Origin of the sequence: Streptosporangium sp. NPDC004379, from assembly GCF_042873875.1 — a bacterium.
Taxonomy (GTDB): domain Bacteria; phylum Actinomycetota; class Actinomycetes; order Streptosporangiales; family Streptosporangiaceae; genus Streptosporangium.
Window position 1 is genome coordinate 393,025 of record NZ_JBIAMC010000007.1, and the last position, 15,466, is coordinate 408,490.

Here is a 15,466-nt window from a genome sequence, read left to right on the forward strand (position 1 = left end):
TGTCAGTAGGCTCCTTCTCCGCCGGTGACGGCGCTCCAGGTCTTCCACAGGATCTGCAGGTCGAGCATGAGCGACCAGTTCTCGACGTAGCGCAGGTCCAGGCGGACCGACTCCTCCCAGCTCAGGTCGGAGCGGCCGCTCACCTGCCACAGGCCGGTCATGCCGGGCCTGACGACCAGGCGGCGGCGGACGTCGGCGCCGTACTGGGCGACCTCGTCGGGCAGCGGGGGCCGCGGCCCGACGAGCGACATCTCCCCCCGCAGCACGTTGAGGAGCTGCGGCAGCTCGTCGAGGGAGTAGCGGCGCAGGAACGCGCCGACCCGGGTGATCCTTGGATCGTTCCGTATTTTGAACAGCACGCCGTCGAACTCGTTGTGTGAGGTGAGCTCCACTTTGCGGCGTTCGGCGTCCACCACCATGGTGCGGAACTTCACCACCCTGAACTCCCGCCCGCCCCTGCCCACCCTGACCTGCCGGAACAGCGCCGGTCCCGGGCTGGTCGCCCGGATCAGGACGCTGATGACGAGCATGGGCACGGCCAGCAGCAGCAGGGCCGCGGCGGCGCCGGCCCGGTCGAACAGGCTCTTGGCGAGGTGTTTCGCGCCGTCGAACTCCGGGTGCTCCACGTGCAGCAGCGGCATCCCGGCCACCGGGCGGATGCTGATGCGCGGACCCGCGACGTCCATCAGGGCGGGCGCCACGAACAGGTCGGTGCGGGCGTCCTCCAGGCCCCAGGCGAGCCGGCGCAGCGCGGCGCCGTCCAGTTCGGGGCAGGCCAGTACGGCGACGGCGTCGGCCTCGGCCTTGGTCACGACCTCGGCGACGTCGGTGAAGCCCCCGAGGACCGGGACGCCGTCGACGTCGGCCGTCTTCGCGGGGGCGGGCAGGCACGCGGCCACGACGCGCATGCCGTGGTGCGGCTGCCTGCGGAACTGCATCACCAGGTCGAGCACGGACTCGCGGTGGCCGACGGCGACCACCCGGCGCATGTACTCGCCGGTGGAGCGCCGCCGGTGGAGCCGTTTGCGCATGCGATATCGGAAGAGAATCGTCAGGAGAAGGGCGAGCGGGAACATCGCCATGACGAAACTCCGGGCGATGGTCGTCTGTGTCGCGTATGCGCCGATGGCCACGGCGGCGGTAAGTCCCACGCCTCCGTCGAAAACCGCCCGGAACTCCTCCGTTCCCTCGCCGTGCGCGCGTCTTCGGTACGCGCCGGCGATCGCGAGCGAGAACGGCCACGCCAGGGCCAGGCCGAGCCCCAGCAGCGCCTCCGTCCTCGGGATGAACGCGCCGAACCAGAGACGGATCCCGAGGACCGTCTCGCAGGCGACCACGGCGCAGGTGACGTCTCCTGCCAGCAGGACCCGCGCGTAGGAGCGCGTCCAGATGCTCGGAGCACTGCGTGCGACTTCATCCAGAAGCCCTGTGGCGGGCTCTGCCGTCCCCACCCTCATACCAACCCCACCCGGATGCCCTAGGCGTTACCGTAACGGGACGCCCATCGCGTTTCCTTGGTTGACAGCATTACCGAATGCACCGGCAGCGCGGATATTCCAGGGAAATCCTAGAGATCGCCATTGAGCAGGGGAATAGCAGCTCAGTGTCCACTACCGGCCGAAGTCAGGAGACGTCCTCATCTTGACGGAACGGTCCAAACATGCAGGTTTTCTGAGGTACTTTTTCTAAAAAATGGTGATTTAGTCGTATTCAAAGTCGGGCAGTGGGGCCGGAGGCTCCGGACTGCGCCAGACGACCACGGACTCCCCGCCGGAGGCGTCCGCCGCCGCGCCGAGCCGTTCCGGGTCGAAGTCGGGCAGGTAGCGCAGACGCGCGAGGAAGGCGGCGTCGACCGCCGACCTGGGCACCACGCAGCTCTGGCCGTCGTGGTCGAGCAGGATGTACAGGATGTCCGCGTCCGAGCCGCCCTCGATCCGCACCTCGGCGAGGTCCTCCCACGCGAGGGCGGCGACGCTGCCGTCCACGTAGTGGCAGGCAACGCCTTCTTCGGTGACGTACACGTAGGAGTCCGGCACTGAGTCGCCGTGCATGGCCGCGATTCTGACGACTGCCGGGCACCCGGTGCAATAGAAACGTGCGAGCCGGGCGAGTCACCCGCCTGTCATCCCCGGCCCGGACGGGCCCGGCGGGGACGTCTCAGCGGCCCGTCAACCCTCGCCCCAGCCGTGATCCAGGTGCGCGGCGACGGCGCGCCGAGCGGCGTCGGCCGGGCCCCGGGCGACCGCGTCGAGCAGCTCGCGGTGCTCGGCGACCAGTACGTCGCGGTCGGTGTAGACGGTGCGCAGCCGGACCAGGCCGAGCCGGGTCTCCGCGGCCAGCGCTCCGTACAGGCGCTCCAGCCGGGGGCTGCCCACCGCGACGACCATCGCCTGGTGCAGGGCCATGTGCTCGGCCACCACGTCGGACCACGGGGCACCGGCGGGCAGCCCCGCCATCCGGTCCAGCGCCGCGTCGGCGGCGGCCACCCGCCGCCCGGCGAGCGCGACGGCCGTCAGGTCCTCCAGCGGGCGCCGGACGAACATCAGGTCGTCCAGGTCGGCCAGGGTCACCTCGGCCACCTGCGCGCTGCGGTGCCGCTCCCTGCGCAGCAGACCCTCGTGGACGAGTACGGCCAGCGCCTCGCGGACGGTCGGCCGGGCCACGCCGTACGCGGCGGAAAGCTCCTGCTCCGGCAGCGGGGTGCCCGGAGCCAGCTCGCCGGAGAGCACCCGGCGGCGCAGGGCGTCGGCGAGGGCCTCGACGGCGGAGACGGGACGGAGCGGAACGGTCACGCCGACGACCCTATTGCCGCCGCCGGGCGTCCGGGCACCTCACCGGAGGCTCCGCCGCCTGATGAACGGTCACGCCGGCGACCTCACCGTCGTCGCCGGGTCCTCGCGGCCGGGCCGCCGCCGCTCGGGGAGCGCCACCACGGCGAGGCTCACGCCGAGCAGCGCCAGACCGGCCCCCGACTGGAGGGTGAGCCGCTCCCCGAGGACCGCGATCCCGAGCAGGGCCGCGACGGCGGGCTCGGCGAGGGAGAGTGTGGCCGCGGTGGCGACGGGGGTGGTGCGCAGGCCCCTGCCGTACAGGATGTAGGACAGCGCGGTGGTGACGCAGCCCAGGTAGAGGGCGGTGAGCAGGCCGCGCGGCTCGGTCAGCCAGCCGGCGCCCGTCCACAGCAGGACGGGCAGCATCACGACCGCCGCGCCGCCGAACATCGCCCCCATCACGGTGTCGGAGGAGCCACCGGCGCCGATCACCCGGGCCGCCGCCACCACGTAGAACGCGTACAGCAGGCCGCCGAGCATCGCCAGCAGGACCCCGTCGGCCCGCACCTCGCCGCCTCCGCCCGTCAGCACGGCGCAGCCGGCGACCGCCGCCGCGGTCGCCCCGGCCCACCGCCGGGTGGGCCGGGTCCGGTCGAGGAGCCAGGTCAGCAGCCCGGCGAAGACCGGGCCGCTGCCGATCGCGACCACGGTGCCGACGGCCACCCCGGTCCGGCCGACCGCGGCGAAGAAGCAGAGCTGGTAGGCGGCCACCGCCAGGGCGGCCGCCACGAGCAGGCCCCGGTGCGGGAGGGACCGTACGGCGGGCCCGGCCACGGCCGCGAGGACCAGACCTCCGACGACCAGCCGCGCGGCGGCCAGGGAGACGGGATGGGCCCCGGCGGCGAGCAGTCCGGCGGTGCCCGCGGTCCCCCACAGGACGGCGGCTCCGACCACGGCGAGCTTCATGTCCAGTATTGTCTGACAACCAGACAGAGCATGTCCAATCGACCTTCGGAGACGGACGGCCCACCCCCGGGGGGCGCCCCGGGGCGGAAAAGATCCCCGGTTTCCCCGGAGCGCAAATACGAGCCGGATACGAATCACTCGCATCTCTGGTCGCGGAAGACAGCCGTTGCTAGGGTTTCGCCACTGCTGACAGCCCATATCCGTAATGCGAGGTCTGATGGGCGACCGCAAACCTTCGATCAAGGTCAAGATCTTTACCCTGCTACTTGTACCAATTGTCTCGCTTGTAGCAATTTGGGGATTTGCGGCGGCCCTCACCCTGCAGAGCGGCCTGGAACTGCTGCGGACCGGCAAGGGTTACGAGTACGGAGTCGTCCCCACCCGGGCGCTGACCACCACGCTCCAGCACGAACGCCTGCTCTCCCTCGCCTACCTGGGCGGCAGCGGCTCCCGCGCCGAACTGGACGCCCAGCGGAGCCGTACCAACGCCGCACGGGCCGAGCTGGAGCGACTGACGCCCCTCCTCGAGGACAACACGCTCCCCGCGGTATGGGAGCGGATCGGCCGGCTGAGGACCGTGCTGGACCGGCTCACCGAGATCAGGAGCGGGGTGGACACCCGCACCGCCACCCGCCTGGCGACCCTGGACGCCTACAACGCGCTGATCGGCTCGGCCTTCGACTCCTACAGCAAGATCAACTCAGCGGACCCCGTCCTGGCCGACCAGACCCGCGCCGTCGTCATGGTGGGCCGCAGCCGCGAGATGCTCAGCCAGCAGGCCGCGCTCATCTCCGGCGCGGTCGCCTCGAAGACCATGACCGCCGCCGAGCGCACCCGGTTCGGCGAGCTGGCGAGCAACCGCAGACTGCTCTACTCCCTCGGGTTCGACCAGTTCGACACGGAGTTCCGGGAGCTCTACCGGAAGCTGGAGGACTCCCCCGCCTACGTCGCGTTCGGACGGGTCGAGCACACCGCCCTCGCCGGAGGCCGGCCCGACTCCTTCTGGGCGGCGAACGCGAGGGCGCTGTCGGACTCCTTCGACGAGCTCGGCGGCCAGGCCAGCAGGCGTCTCACCGAACGCTCGGGGCCGGTCGCCACCGGCATCCTGGTCCGGATCGGCGTCGCCGGCGGGCTCGGCCTGGTGGCCGTGGCCTTCTCCGTGTTCATCTCGGTGCGGTTCGGCGGCCGGCTCGCCGCCGAGCTCGGCGGCCTCCAGCGCGCCGCCCTCGACCTGGCCCACCGGCGGCTGCCGGACGTGGTGGAGCGGCTCCGCAAGGGCGAGGACGTCTGCTCGGAGGTCCGCGAGCTGGACCACGGGACCACCGCCGAGGTCGCGAACGTCGGCCGGGCGTTCTCCTCCGTCCAGCGGACCGCCATCGAGGCGGCCGTCGGCCAGGCCGAGCTGCGCAGGGCCGTCAACAAGGTGTTCGTCAACCTCGCCCGGCGCAGCCAGTCGCTCCTGCACCGGCAGCTCGCCATGCTGGAGGCGATGGAGAAGCGGGCCGGCGACCCCGACACCCTTGAGGACCTGTTCGCCATCGACCACCTGACCACCCGCATGCGCCGCCACTCCGAGGGGCTGATCATCCTGTCCGGCGCCGCCCCCGGCCGGGGGTGGCGGACGCCCGTCATGGTCTACGACGTCGTCCGCGCCGCCGTCGAGGAGGTCGAGGACTACCGGCGGGTGACCGTGGCCGTGCCGCCCGGCCCCTGCGTCCTGGGAACGGTCGCGACCGACGTGATCCACCTGGTGGCCGAGCTGGTGGAGAACGCCGCCGCCTTCTCCCCCCCGAACACCACGGTGCGGGTCGGCGGCGAGGTCGTGGCCCGCGGCTACACCATCGAGGTGGAGGACCGGGGGCTCGGCATGACCCCCGAGGAGATGGCCGGGCTCAACGAGCGGCTGGCCGGCCCGCCGGAGTTCGACCTGGCCGGCAGTGACCGCCTCGGCCTGTTCGTGGTCACCCAGCTCGCCGCCAGGCACGGCATCCGCGTCACCCTGCGCCCCTCCCCGTTCGGCGGCACCACGGCGATCGTTCTCCTGCCGAACGAGCTGATGGCCGAGCCGTCCGCTCCCCGGGCCGCCCACCTGGCCGACGCCGGGCGGCTCTCCCCCGGCGGCCTCCCCCGCCGGGTACGGCGGACCGCTCCGGCGCTGACCGCTCCGGCGACGACGCCGTCCGCCGCGCCCGCACCGCCCGCCCAGCTCACGCCGTCCGCCCAGCCGGTGCCGTCCGCTTCACCCGTGCCGTCCGTCCCGCCCGCGACGGACGAGACCTCCGGGCCGGTCACGGGCAACCTGCTGACGTCGTTCCGCAACGGCTGGCACCGCGCGGAACAGGAGAAGGGAGTGGAATGACGGATCACTGGCTCGACGACGCCGGGCCGATCGTCCGCCCCTACACGCTCACCCGGGGCCGGACCAGGGGCAGCGGGACCTCGTTCGACCTGCTGGCCACGGTCCTGGCGATCAGGTCGCCCAAGGAGGACCTTCCTCCCGAGCATGAGCTGATCATGGAAGCCTGCCGCTCTCCGGCCTCGGTGGCCGAGATGGCCTCGGCCACCGGCCTGCCCGTCGGGGTGATCCGGGTGCTCGTCGGCGACCTGCGGGACTCCGGCCTGGTCGCGGTCCGGCCGCCCACCCCCATCGCCGCGCTTCCCCGCGAGAGCGTGCTGCGCGAGGTCCTGACCGGCCTGAAGGGGCTGTGAGCCGCCGGCCGCCGTACGCACAGCCGCCCCGGGACGAAGCCGGACGGGACGCCGGCCCGGCCGTACGGCGGCCCCCGGGTGGCGCCGAGGATCAGTCGACGGCCAGGCGGGCGTGCCGTTCCACGTCGTGCCGGACGTCCCCGTACCGCAGCTTGGCCCGCTCCACCCCCTCGACCAGGAACCCCGCCCTGGTCGCCACCGCGCACGAGGCCGCGTTCTCCGTACGGTGACCGAGCTCCAGGCGGAACAGGCCGCGCTCCGCGAAGGCCCAGTCCGCCAGCCTGCGCACCGCCGCCACCGCCACCCCCCGTCCCCTGGCGTGCGGGGACGTCCAGTAGGAGACCCAGCCGGTGTCATGGGCGTCGATGTTGCTCACCGCCACGTTCCCCACGACCTCGCCGCCGGCCACCACGGCGAACGCCCGCGCGTCGTCACGGAAGCGCCACGTCCCCATCCACTCCAGCGCCGCCCGCCGGGTGTCGACCGGCCAGGCCGACTGCTGCGCCATGTCCGGAGAACTGAACGCGTCGAGCACGACTCCGATGTCGTCGGGGTGCCAGTCACGCAGTTCGACCTCGATCATGCCGCGCAGGGTATGCCACCGGCGGCACGCCGGGAAGACCCGCCGCGGACCCCTCGCCCGCCCGGGCCGGAGCCCGGCCCCGATCCGGATGCGGAGCACCGCGCGGTTCCTCTGACGAATTGAGAAGTCCCAGATAGATCTAAGGCTGTATGGGCACTCAAGCTCGTATGAGTGACGATTCGCAGAGCCACGACTTTCGAGAGAAGGGATTCGGGGGCGAGACCTCCGACCGGCCGAGAACCATGGGGGAGATAGCGATGAATCTGGCGGTGAGCGAAGCGCTGGCCAACCACGGCCATCACGCGCTGGTCAACGCGCACGAGGCCGCGGCCAGCAACCACGAGAGGATGGCCGAGGCGGGAGTGGGGGACGTGGACGAGCATCTGAACCTGGCGCAGTGGCACCGGTGGTGCGCCGTCGTCGAGGACCAGCTCGCGGACGAGGCCGACCAGCGGACACCGGCCAGGAGGAAGACCGACACCTGAGGGAAGGGCGGCGTCTGCGCCCCATCGCCACTCTTCGCTTGACGATGCCGCCAAGGCATCATCCAGGACGGTGGCCGTCCGGTCGCCCCCACGACCGGTCGGCCCCGTCCGAACCCCGCGTCAGTCGCGCGGGATGGCCTCGATCGTCCGCATGTTCTCCTCACCCCATACGCCGAGCGGGATGAGCGCGGTGTTGAGCGACTGCCCGAAGTCGGTCAGGGAGTACTCGACCTTCGGCGGGACCTGGTGGTAGACCTCGCGGTGCACCAGGCCGTGCGCCTCCATCTCCCGCAGCATCTGGATGAGCATCTTCTCGCTGATCCCCGACACCGACCGCTTCAGCTCACCGAACCGTCGCGGCTCGTGGTGGAGCGCCCACAGGATCAGCGCCTTCCATTTGCCGCCCACGATGTCCACGGCGGCGTCGAGCCCGCACGAGTAGGTCCGCTTCTTCATCCCGCTCCCCGCACTCCGGGTCCGCCCCGTGGTCCCTTCACCCGCCGCGGCCTCCCGTACGGCTCGGCGTGCTTACGAAAAGGTAGGTACCTGACTAAATAGTAGGTACTTGAGGAAAGCTCAGCAACGACCCAGGATCGGAACGTCCCTGCGGGCCCCGCCGGGACGTCCGGGCCGGTCCCGTCACGCGCCGCACCACAGGCGTCCGGCGGAACCGCCATGCCCGCCGGACCGCCATGCCCGCGGGCCGCCGTGCCGGAAAGACCGCCCGGCCCGTATCCGACGAACCGGAGAAGACCATGACCATGGACGACGACGTGCCCGTGACGGTCCTCGGACTGGGGGCCATGGGGACGGCGCTGGCCGGGGCGTTCCTGGACGCAGGCCGCCACGTCACCGTGTGGAACCGTACGGCCTCCCGCGCCGAGCCCCTCGTCGCACGCGGCGCCGCCCTCGCCGCCACCGCCGCCGACGCGGCGGCCGCGAGCCCGCTCGTCGTCGTCTGCCTGCTGAACGACGACACCGTGCGCGAGGTCCTCGGTGGGGCGGCCGGCTCCCTGGCCGGCCGTACCGTGGTCAACCTCACCAACGGCACGCCCCGGCAGGCCCGGGAGACGGCCGCGTGGACGGCCGGGCACGGCGCCGGCTACGTGGACGGCGGCATCATGGCGATCCCGCCCATGATCGGCACTCCCGGGTCGCTGGTCTTCTACAGCGGCTCGCCGGAGGGCTTCCACGCCCACGAGCGGACGCTCGGCGCGCTGGGCCGCGCCATGTACCTCGGGGAGGACGCCGGACGGGCCGCGCTGTACGACATCGCGCTGCTCAGCGCGATGTACGGGATGTTCAGCGGGTTCTTCCACGCCCTGGCCCTGACCGGCTCGGAGAAGGTGCCGGCGTCGGAGTTCACGCCGCTGGTCACCCCCTGGCTCACCGCGATGATGACCTCCCTCCCCCGGATGGCGGAGGCGATCGACTCGGGCGACCACTCCGCCGCCGCCTCCAACCTCGCCATGCAGGCGACCGCCTACGTCAACCTGCTGGACGCCAGCGCCGACCAGGGCGTCAGCGCCGAACTGGTCGAGCCCATGCGAGCGCTGCTCGACCGGGGCGTCGCCGCGGGCCTCGGCGCCGGTGACGTCTCCGCCCTGGTGGACCTGCTGTACACCGTCCCCGCCGGAGCGACCGGCGCGGAGAAGGAACCCGCCGGAGCGACCGGCGCGAAAGAGAGTGAGTAGACGATGACCCACGACCAGCCCGCCCCGGTGACGGTCCTCGGCCTGGGCCCGATGGGACAGGCACTGGCCGGGGCCTTCCTCGCGGCCGGCCATCCCACGACCGTGTGGAACCGTACGGCCTCCCGCGCCGAGCCCCTCGTCGCCCGCGGCGCCGTCCTCGCCGCCACCGCCGCCGACGCGGCCGCGGCGAGCCCGCTCACCGTCGCCTGCGTGATCGACTACGACGCCGTCCACTCCGTCGTCGAACCCGCGTCCGCCGCCCTGAAGGGCCGGACCCTGGTCAACCTCACCGCCGACACGCCTGAACGCGCCCGCCGTACCGCGGAGTGGGCCGCCGGGCACGGCATCGACTACCTCGACGGCGCCATCATGACCCCGACGCCGACCATCGGGGGACCGGCGGCCGTGGTCCTGTACAGCGGACCGGAGGAGATCTACCGGGCGCACGAGGCGACGCTGGCGGCCATCGGCGGCACCGCCTCCCACCTCGGGGCCGACCCCGGGCGGGCGGCGGCGTACGACGTGAGCCTGCTCGACCTCTTCTGGACGTCCATGAGCGGCCTCGTCCACGCCTTCGCCCTGGCGTCGGCCGAGGGCGTCACGGCCCGGGAACTGGCCCCGTACGCCAAGGGCATCGGCGCGCTGCTGCCCACCCTCATCGACGAGTTCGCCGGGCACGCCGACGACGGTCGCCACCCGGGCGACCAGTCGGCGATATTGTCGGCCCTGGCGGGGATGGAGCACATCGTCCACGCGTCACGGGCCCGCGGCCTGGACACCGGCGTGCTGGACGCCGCCGTGACCGTCGCGCGGCGGGCGGTCGACGCGGGACACGGAACCGACTCCTTCTCCCGCCTGACCGAGGTGCTCGCCTCTCCCGCCTGACGGGGCGGCCGCCCGGGAGAGGAAGAGGGCCCGTTCCCGCTCGTTGCGGGTCAGCGCGGCGGCGCGCTCGAACTCCTCTCGCGCCTCGTCGTGACGGTCCAGCCTCGCCAGCAGATCACCCCGTACGGCCGGCAGCTGCGGATACCCCCGGAGCGCCTTCTCCTCCGCCAGCCCGTCCACGATCTCCAGGCCGCGGGCCGGGCCGTACGCCATGCCCACCGCGACCGCGCGGTTCAACTCCACGACGGGAGAGGGGGCGACGTGGGCGAGCAGCCGGTAGAGGGCGGCCATCCGCTCCCAGTCGGTGTCCCCGGTGGACCTCGCACGGGCGTGGCAGGCGGCGATCGCGGCCTGCAGGCCGTACGGGCCGAGGGTGCCGAGCGCCTCGGCGCGCCCGAGCGCCTCCAGCCCGCGGCGGACCAGCAGCCGGTCCCACAGGTTCCGGTCCTGGTCGCCGAGCAGGACCGGCTCGCCGTCAGGACCCGTCCTGGCCGGGATGCGGGACGCCTGGATCTCCATCAGGGCGACCAGCCCGTGCACCTCGGCCTCGCCGGGCATCAGGCCCGCCAGGACCCGGCCGAGGCGTAGCGCCTCCTCACAGAGCGACGGGCGCGCCCAGTCGTCACCGGCCGTCGCCGAGTAGCCCTCGTTGAAGACGAGGTACACGACCTCCAGGACCGAGGCGAGCCGTCCGGGCAGCTCCGCAGGCGGGGGGAGCTCGATCGGCACCCGCTTCTCGGCGAGGGTGCGCTTGGCCCGGGAGATCCGCTGGCCGACGGTCGGCTCGGGCACCAGGAAGGCCCTGGCGATCTCCTGCGTCGTCAGGCCGCCGAGCAGGCGGAGGGTGAGGGCCAGGCGTCCCTCGACCGGCAGCACGGGGTGGCAGGCGGTGAACAGCAGACGCAGCACGTCGTCGCCGATGTGGTCGTCGAGGGCGTCGTCCAGCCCGGCCTCGGCCGCCTCCTGCCGGACCTCCAGGTCACGGCCGACCTCCCGGAGCTTGTGCTCGTAGCGGGTCCTGCGGCGCAGCAGGTCGATCGCCCGGTGCTTGGCCGTGAGCATGAGCCACGCGCCCGGATTCTCCGGGACGCCGGCCTGTGGCCACTGCTCCAGCGCGGCGACCAGGGCGTCCTGCGCCAGTTCCTCGGCCAGGCCGACGTCGCCTGTCATCCGGGCGAGTCCCGCGATCACCCGGGCCGACTCGATCCGCCAGACCGCCTCGATCACCCGGCGAGGGTCTTCGCTCGTCACGGTCACCGATCCAAACACCTCGTCCCCGTCCACAGCAATCCTCACCGCGGACGGGGACGGAGCAGGCGTGACCGGACGGGCGTGACCGGACGGGCGTGATCGGGCGGCCCCGCCACGGCCGGCGATCGGGCCCGAGCGGCCGGGCGACGGGCCTCAGCCGGTCAGACCGGGGCGGCCGGGCGACGGGCCGGACGGGTCAGGCCGGGGCGGCGAAGTCCTCGGGGCCCATGACGCGCCGGATCTCGGCCTCGCCCTCCCAGCCCTGCCAGAGGTCACGGTGCAGCCGCAGGAACCTGGAGGACCACTCGACGGCCTCCTCCTTCGACCTGACCTGGTAGAGGGCGTAGCTGATCAGTTCCTTGGCCTCGGCGAACGGCCCGTCCGTGACGCTCAGCCGTCCCCCGGCGAGCTCGACCCGCGCGCCCTCCGCGCTCGGGGCCAGTCCCGCGGTGTCGAGCAGGGCGCCTGCCCCGGTGGCCTCCTCACCGAGCTTCATGATCGCCTCCATCAGCTCGGCGGGCGGCGGGGTGGCGGGCTGGGCGGTGACGCGGAGGGTGATCAGGTATCGCATGGGGTTCTCCTTCGGTGTGGTCCGGAGGCCGGACTCCTCGGTTCCTTCCGGCCCTCTGACCACGCTTCGAACGGGACGAGGCCGTTTCGACACCGCGGCCGGATCTTTTTCAAGATTTTTTCCACGCCGGTCTTCCGCGGCGAGGCCGGCGGGTCAGCCCTCCGGTTCTTCCGGCTTCTCGTCGGGCTGCCACACGGCGTCCAGGTCGTCGGCGTAGTACTCGATCGCCCGCCGGTAGTCCCGCACCCCGGGGTCGCCGCTGGTGGCCGTCAGCGTCCTCAGCAGCAACCGCACCGCCTCGCGGCCCTCGCCGACGTTGTACAGGGCCATGGACAGGAACGTCTGCAACGCCGGATCCTCGGGGAACTCCTCCAGCCCGCGGCTCAGGGTCTCCACGGCGGAGCCGTACCGGCCCAGCACCCGATAGGTGCTCCCCAGTCCGAGGAAAGCCCCGCGTCGATCCTTCCGTGACAACCCCGCGCCGCCCAGGGCGCGCTCGTAGAACGGGACGGCCCCGGACTCCAGGCCGAGCCTGTCGTGCACCCAGGCCGTCTGGTAGGCGATCTCGACGTCCTCCGGATACCGCTCGGCCAGCGCCACCAGCCGTTCCCTGGCCTGCCCGGCCTCGCCCTGTTCCCGCAGCCTCACGGCTTCCGCCAGCGCCGCGTCCCGCTGCTGATCATCGCTCATGCCACCTCACGCTGGCACACCGCGCTCCGATCGGCAAAACGCCGGACGTCTCGCGGGCGGCACGGCGGACGACCGTCGCCCCACCGGCCGGGCCGATCCACCGCCGCGCCCTCCGGCGGGCGGGTTCCACCCGCTCCGGATCCCGCGCGCTCCGGGCGTCAGGGGGTCAGGGGGACCCGCCGGGCGCGGACCGTGCGACGGCTGATCCGCCAGCCGCGGTCGCCGCGCACGACCGTGTCCTCGTACGTCACGCTGCCCACGGTCCCGTCGGCGTTGACGCCGAAGCCCTTCGACAGGGCCCGCACGCGGCCGTCGGCCGTCCCGGTGAGGACGATGTTGGTGACGTGGTGGGCGACGGGGTGCGCCACGCCGGGGGTGAGCGTGGCCTCCCGGAGCGCCTCCAGCCCGGTGAGCACCCCGCCGCCGAGATCGGTGACGTCGTAGACCACGTCGGGGAGGAACAGCTCGTTCCAGCCGTCGAGGTCGCCGGCGTCCGTCAGGTGGCCGTGCCGGTTGATCAGGTCCGTGATGGCCGCGCGGTCCTCGACGGTCAGGGTCATGGCGTCCTCCGCTGTCTCCAGGCAAAACGGGGACCTCCCCGTTTAGGGGCGCTACGATAAGCGGGGAGTTCCCCGGACGGCAAGCGGACGGAGCGGCGGATGGCACCCGGCACCGGCGGATCGGCGTCCAAGGCCGATGCGAACCGGCCTCGCAGGGCGGACGCCTCGCGCAACGCCGCCCTGCTGCTCGCCGCCGCGCGCGAGCTCATCGCCGAGTCCGGCTCCGGGACCGCGCCGGACGAGATCGCGCTGGACGAGGTGGCGCGGCGGGCCGGCGTCGGCAACGCCACCCTCTACCGCAACTTCCCCACCCGCGGCGACCTGCTCGTCGCCGTGTACGCCGACGAGGTGGCGGCGCTGTGCCGGCGGGGAACCGGCCTGCTCGAAGACCCGTCGCCGGTCGACGCGCTGTTCTCCTGGCTGGACGACTTCGTCACGCACGTCTCGACGAAACGGGCCCTCGCCCTGGCCGCCACGGAGGGTCCCGTCGGCCGCCGCACCGAGCTGTTCGATCGGTGGCACGAGTCGATCCGCTCCGCCGCCGCCGGGCTGCTCGACCGGGCGCGGGAGGCCGGCGCCGTACGGCCGGAGCTCACCGTGACCGACCTGCTGGCCCTGGCCAGCGGGGCGGCCCTCACCGGGACCGACACGGCGCACGCGCGGCGGCTCACGGCGCTCCTGCGCGGCGGCGTCGGGCCGGGCGGGAACCCCGCCGATGGATGAGCCGGACGCCGTACGCGGGCCGGGGACCCCGGAGGCCGGAGACAGAGCCGGAGCCGGGCGGGACGCCGAGCGGGAGTTCGCCGAGCACCGCGGCCTGCTCCACGCCGTGGCCTACCGGGTGCTGGGCAGCGTCACCGAGGCCGAGGACGTGGTGCAGGACGCCTGGCTGCGCTGGAGCCGCGTCGACGTGGCCACCGTCGCGGACACCGAGGGCTACCTCGTCCGGGTGGCCACCCGGCTGGCGATCGACCGGCTGCGCAGCGCGCGCGTGCGACGGGAGTCCTATGTCGGGCCGTGGCTGCCCGAGCCGATGATCACCTCCCCCGACGTCGCCGAGAACGCGGTGCTCGCCGAATCGGTGTCGACCGCGATGCTGCTCGTGCTGGAGGCCCTGTCCCCCATGGAACGCGCGGTGTTCGTCCTGAGCGAGGTCTTCGGCTACAGCCACGCCGAGACGGCGCGGTTCGTCGGACGCGGCGACGTGGCGGTTCGGCAGATCGCCCACCGCGCCAGGAAGGCGGTGGAGGCGGGCCGCCGCCGCTACGACGCCGACCAGGCGACCAGGCGGCGGGTCACCGAACGGTTCCTGGCCGCCTGCGACGGCGGCGACCTGAACGCCCTGATGGAGGTGCTGGCGCCGGACGTGACGATGACGAGCGACGGCGGCGGCCTCACCGGCGCGCCCCGCAAGGTGATCCGCACGCGCGAGCACGTGGCCCGGGCGGTCGCCGTCCTCTCCAGGCGCAGGCCGTACGGCTCGCACAGCCGGGTGCTCCAGGTCAACGGCGGGCCGGGGATCGTCGTCCACGCGGGGCGCACGCCGTTGCTGGCGATCACGCTGCACCTGCGGGACGGGATGGTCGCGGCCGTGCACGTGGTCAGCAATCCGGAGAAGCTGACCGGCGTCGCACCGTGACCCACATCACACGGGGGCGCTGTCACCTCCCGGAGGGCCGCCTCGTCCGTGGAGCGGACAACCGTCGTTCCCACGGATCAGGAGACCCTCATGTTCGCCGCCTACCTCGCGGTCACCATCCTCGCCGCGGCCCTCAACGGCATGACCGCCGTAGCCGACATCATCGGCCACGACTATCCCAAAGCGCAGGCGGACAGGGTCCGGGTCCCCCGGTCCTGGGTGCTTCCGCTGGGCCTGCTGCTGGCGGCGGGCTCGCTGGGGCTGCTGGCCGGGATCGCCGTGCCGGTGCTGGGCACGCTCGCCGCCGCCGGGCTCGTGCTGTACTTCCTCGGCGCGCTCGCCGCCCACCTGCGGGTCGGCGACCGCCGCCTCGGCCTCTGGGCCGTGTTCTTCGCGGTGGCAGTGGCGGCGCTGGTCGTGAACGTGGCCTACCACGGCCTCGGGTGAGGACCCGCCGGCGTCCGTCGCCCGCGCCGTACGGCCGGGTCACCGTACGGCGCCGGGCGGCACCCCATGCGAAGGCGGACACGACGCCGCCTTTAAGGGGATGCCGGTACGAGCGCCGGGCTAAGGCGTGTCTGATAATTCGGCGTGGCGGAGCCAGAGCAGCAGGGAAGCGATGGTGACGCCCGCGAGGTAGCGGCCGGCGAGCTTGTCGTAGC

Annotated in this window: 17 protein-coding genes and 1 pseudogene; 8 read left to right on the forward strand and 10 right to left on the reverse strand. The window is 72.9% G+C overall.

From position 1 onward, the window contains the following. Nucleotides 1–2: 2 nt before the first annotated feature. From ACFYSC_RS18575 to ACFYSC_RS18590, 4 genes are all read right to left on the reverse strand, one after another. Nucleotides 3–1,457 carry a sugar transferase gene (locus ACFYSC_RS18575; RefSeq protein ID WP_389962702.1) on the reverse strand — a complete coding sequence of 485 codons (1,455 nt, stop codon included), beginning with the start codon at nt 1,455–1,457 and terminating at the stop codon, nt 3–5. Between the two features lie 243 nt (nt 1,458–1,700). Further along, nucleotides 1,701–2,051, reverse strand: a complete 351-nt coding sequence (locus tag ACFYSC_RS18580) for a hypothetical protein (RefSeq protein WP_362941602.1) — start codon at nt 2,049–2,051, stop codon at nt 1,701–1,703. Between the two features lie 117 nt (nt 2,052–2,168). Continuing rightward, a complete protein-coding gene (locus ACFYSC_RS18585) occupies nt 2,169–2,792 on the reverse strand; it encodes a GntR family transcriptional regulator (protein WP_362941599.1) in 624 nt (207 codons plus the stop codon). Nucleotides 2,793–2,861: 69 nt separating this feature from the next. Then, nucleotides 2,862–3,737: a DMT family transporter gene (locus tag ACFYSC_RS18590; RefSeq protein WP_389962706.1), complete on the reverse strand. Its 876-nt coding sequence runs from the start codon at nt 3,735–3,737 to the stop codon at nt 2,862–2,864. Nucleotides 3,738–3,954: 217 nt separating this feature from the next. Between ACFYSC_RS18590 and ACFYSC_RS18595 the strand changes: the two genes are divergently transcribed. Continuing rightward, a complete protein-coding gene (locus ACFYSC_RS18595; RefSeq protein ID WP_389962709.1) occupies nt 3,955–6,096 on the forward strand; it encodes a nitrate- and nitrite sensing domain-containing protein in 2,142 nt (713 codons plus the stop codon). Then, nucleotides 6,093–6,446: a DUF742 domain-containing protein gene (locus ACFYSC_RS18600; protein WP_389962712.1), complete on the forward strand. Its 354-nt coding sequence runs from the start codon at nt 6,093–6,095 to the stop codon at nt 6,444–6,446. The genes ACFYSC_RS18595 and ACFYSC_RS18600 overlap by 4 nt, the downstream gene beginning before the upstream one ends. 91 nt (nt 6,447–6,537) lie before the next feature. Here ACFYSC_RS18600 and ACFYSC_RS18605 read toward each other — a convergent pair whose 3' ends face one another. Then, nucleotides 6,538–7,029 carry a GNAT family protein gene (locus ACFYSC_RS18605; RefSeq protein ID WP_362941587.1) on the reverse strand — a complete coding sequence of 164 codons (492 nt, stop codon included), beginning with the start codon at nt 7,027–7,029 and terminating at the stop codon, nt 6,538–6,540. Between the two features lie 257 nt (nt 7,030–7,286). Here ACFYSC_RS18605 and ACFYSC_RS18610 point away from each other — a divergent pair, with 257 nt between their 5' ends. Beyond that, a complete protein-coding gene (locus ACFYSC_RS18610) occupies nt 7,287–7,514 on the forward strand; it encodes a hypothetical protein (RefSeq protein ID WP_389962716.1) in 228 nt (75 codons plus the stop codon). A 120-nt stretch (nt 7,515–7,634) separates the two neighbouring features. Here ACFYSC_RS18610 and ACFYSC_RS18615 read toward each other — a convergent pair whose 3' ends face one another. Continuing rightward, nucleotides 7,635–7,970: a helix-turn-helix domain-containing protein gene (locus ACFYSC_RS18615; protein WP_189250613.1), complete on the reverse strand. Its 336-nt coding sequence runs from the start codon at nt 7,968–7,970 to the stop codon at nt 7,635–7,637. Nucleotides 7,971–8,269: 299 nt separating this feature from the next. Here ACFYSC_RS18615 and ACFYSC_RS18620 point away from each other — a divergent pair, with 299 nt between their 5' ends. Both ACFYSC_RS18620 and ACFYSC_RS18625 read left to right on the forward strand, forming a co-directional pair. Beyond that, nucleotides 8,270–9,208, forward strand: a complete 939-nt coding sequence (locus ACFYSC_RS18620) for an NAD(P)-dependent oxidoreductase (RefSeq protein ID WP_389962721.1) — start codon at nt 8,270–8,272, stop codon at nt 9,206–9,208. A gap of 3 nt (nt 9,209–9,211) precedes the next feature. Then, a pseudogene (locus tag ACFYSC_RS18625) lies at nt 9,212–10,021 on the forward strand (NAD(P)-dependent oxidoreductase); the annotation flags it as partial. Here ACFYSC_RS18625 and ACFYSC_RS18630 read toward each other — a convergent pair. The 4 genes from ACFYSC_RS18630 to ACFYSC_RS18645 form a co-directional block, all read right to left on the reverse strand. Beyond that, nucleotides 9,965–11,344: an RNA polymerase sigma factor gene (locus ACFYSC_RS18630; protein WP_389962723.1), complete on the reverse strand. Its 1,380-nt coding sequence runs from the start codon at nt 11,342–11,344 to the stop codon at nt 9,965–9,967. The pseudogene ACFYSC_RS18625 and the gene ACFYSC_RS18630 overlap by 57 nt on opposite strands. Nucleotides 11,345–11,540: 196 nt before the next feature. Beyond that, the gene (locus ACFYSC_RS18635) at nt 11,541–11,915 is read right to left on the reverse strand and encodes a YciI family protein (RefSeq protein WP_389962726.1); all 375 of its coding nucleotides are present in this window, start codon (nt 11,913–11,915) and stop codon (nt 11,541–11,543) included. 153 nt (nt 11,916–12,068) lie between these two features. After that, a complete protein-coding gene (locus ACFYSC_RS18640; protein WP_389962729.1) occupies nt 12,069–12,605 on the reverse strand; it encodes a tetratricopeptide repeat protein in 537 nt (178 codons plus the stop codon). Between the two features lie 158 nt (nt 12,606–12,763). After that, the gene (locus tag ACFYSC_RS18645; protein ID WP_389962732.1) at nt 12,764–13,165 is read right to left on the reverse strand and encodes a nuclear transport factor 2 family protein; all 402 of its coding nucleotides are present in this window, start codon (nt 13,163–13,165) and stop codon (nt 12,764–12,766) included. A gap of 99 nt (nt 13,166–13,264) precedes the next feature. Between ACFYSC_RS18645 and ACFYSC_RS18650 the strand changes: the two genes are divergently transcribed. The 3 genes from ACFYSC_RS18650 to ACFYSC_RS18660 all read left to right on the forward strand — a co-directional run bounded on the left by ACFYSC_RS18650 (nt 13,265) and on the right by ACFYSC_RS18660 (nt 15,251). Then, nucleotides 13,265–13,888, forward strand: a complete 624-nt coding sequence (locus tag ACFYSC_RS18650; RefSeq protein WP_389962735.1) for a TetR/AcrR family transcriptional regulator — start codon at nt 13,265–13,267, stop codon at nt 13,886–13,888. Then, entirely contained in the window at nt 13,881–14,804 is a 924-nt protein-coding gene (gene sigJ / locus ACFYSC_RS18655; RefSeq protein WP_389962738.1) for an RNA polymerase sigma factor SigJ, read from the forward strand. The genes ACFYSC_RS18650 and sigJ overlap by 8 nt, the downstream gene beginning before the upstream one ends. Before the next feature lie 90 nt (nt 14,805–14,894). Beyond that, entirely contained in the window at nt 14,895–15,251 is a 357-nt protein-coding gene (locus tag ACFYSC_RS18660) for a DoxX family protein (RefSeq protein ID WP_389962741.1), read from the forward strand. Nucleotides 15,252–15,466: the final 215 nt, after the last annotated feature.

Excerpts from the sequence above, each read along its gene's own strand:
- ACFYSC_RS18575 (WP_389962702.1), bottom strand. The coding sequence starts at position 1,457 with ATGAGGGTGGGGACGGCAGAGCCCGCCACAGGGCTTCTGGATGAAGTC.
- ACFYSC_RS18580 (WP_362941602.1), bottom strand. The coding sequence starts at position 2,051 with ATGCACGGCGACTCAGTGCCGGACTCCTACGTGTACGTCACCGAAGAA.
- ACFYSC_RS18590 (WP_389962706.1), bottom strand. The coding sequence starts at position 3,737 with ATGAAGCTCGCCGTGGTCGGAGCCGCCGTCCTGTGGGGGACCGCGGGC.
- ACFYSC_RS18595 (WP_389962709.1), top strand. The coding sequence starts at position 3,955 with ATGGGCGACCGCAAACCTTCGATCAAGGTCAAGATCTTTACCCTGCTA.
- ACFYSC_RS18600 (WP_389962712.1), top strand. The coding sequence starts at position 6,093 with ATGACGGATCACTGGCTCGACGACGCCGGGCCGATCGTCCGCCCCTAC.
- ACFYSC_RS18605 (WP_362941587.1), bottom strand. The coding sequence starts at position 7,029 with ATGATCGAGGTCGAACTGCGTGACTGGCACCCCGACGACATCGGAGTC.
- ACFYSC_RS18610 (WP_389962716.1), top strand. The coding sequence starts at position 7,287 with ATGAATCTGGCGGTGAGCGAAGCGCTGGCCAACCACGGCCATCACGCG.
- ACFYSC_RS18615 (WP_189250613.1), bottom strand. The coding sequence starts at position 7,970 with ATGAAGAAGCGGACCTACTCGTGCGGGCTCGACGCCGCCGTGGACATC.
- ACFYSC_RS18620 (WP_389962721.1), top strand. The coding sequence starts at position 8,270 with ATGACCATGGACGACGACGTGCCCGTGACGGTCCTCGGACTGGGGGCC.
- ACFYSC_RS18635 (WP_389962726.1), bottom strand. The coding sequence starts at position 11,915 with ATGCGATACCTGATCACCCTCCGCGTCACCGCCCAGCCCGCCACCCCG.
- ACFYSC_RS18640 (WP_389962729.1), bottom strand. The coding sequence starts at position 12,605 with ATGAGCGATGATCAGCAGCGGGACGCGGCGCTGGCGGAAGCCGTGAGG.
- ACFYSC_RS18645 (WP_389962732.1), bottom strand. The coding sequence starts at position 13,165 with ATGACCCTGACCGTCGAGGACCGCGCGGCCATCACGGACCTGATCAAC.
- ACFYSC_RS18650 (WP_389962735.1), top strand. The coding sequence starts at position 13,265 with ATGGCACCCGGCACCGGCGGATCGGCGTCCAAGGCCGATGCGAACCGG.
- sigJ (WP_389962738.1), top strand. The coding sequence starts at position 13,881 with ATGGATGAGCCGGACGCCGTACGCGGGCCGGGGACCCCGGAGGCCGGA.
- ACFYSC_RS18660 (WP_389962741.1), top strand. The coding sequence starts at position 14,895 with ATGTTCGCCGCCTACCTCGCGGTCACCATCCTCGCCGCGGCCCTCAAC.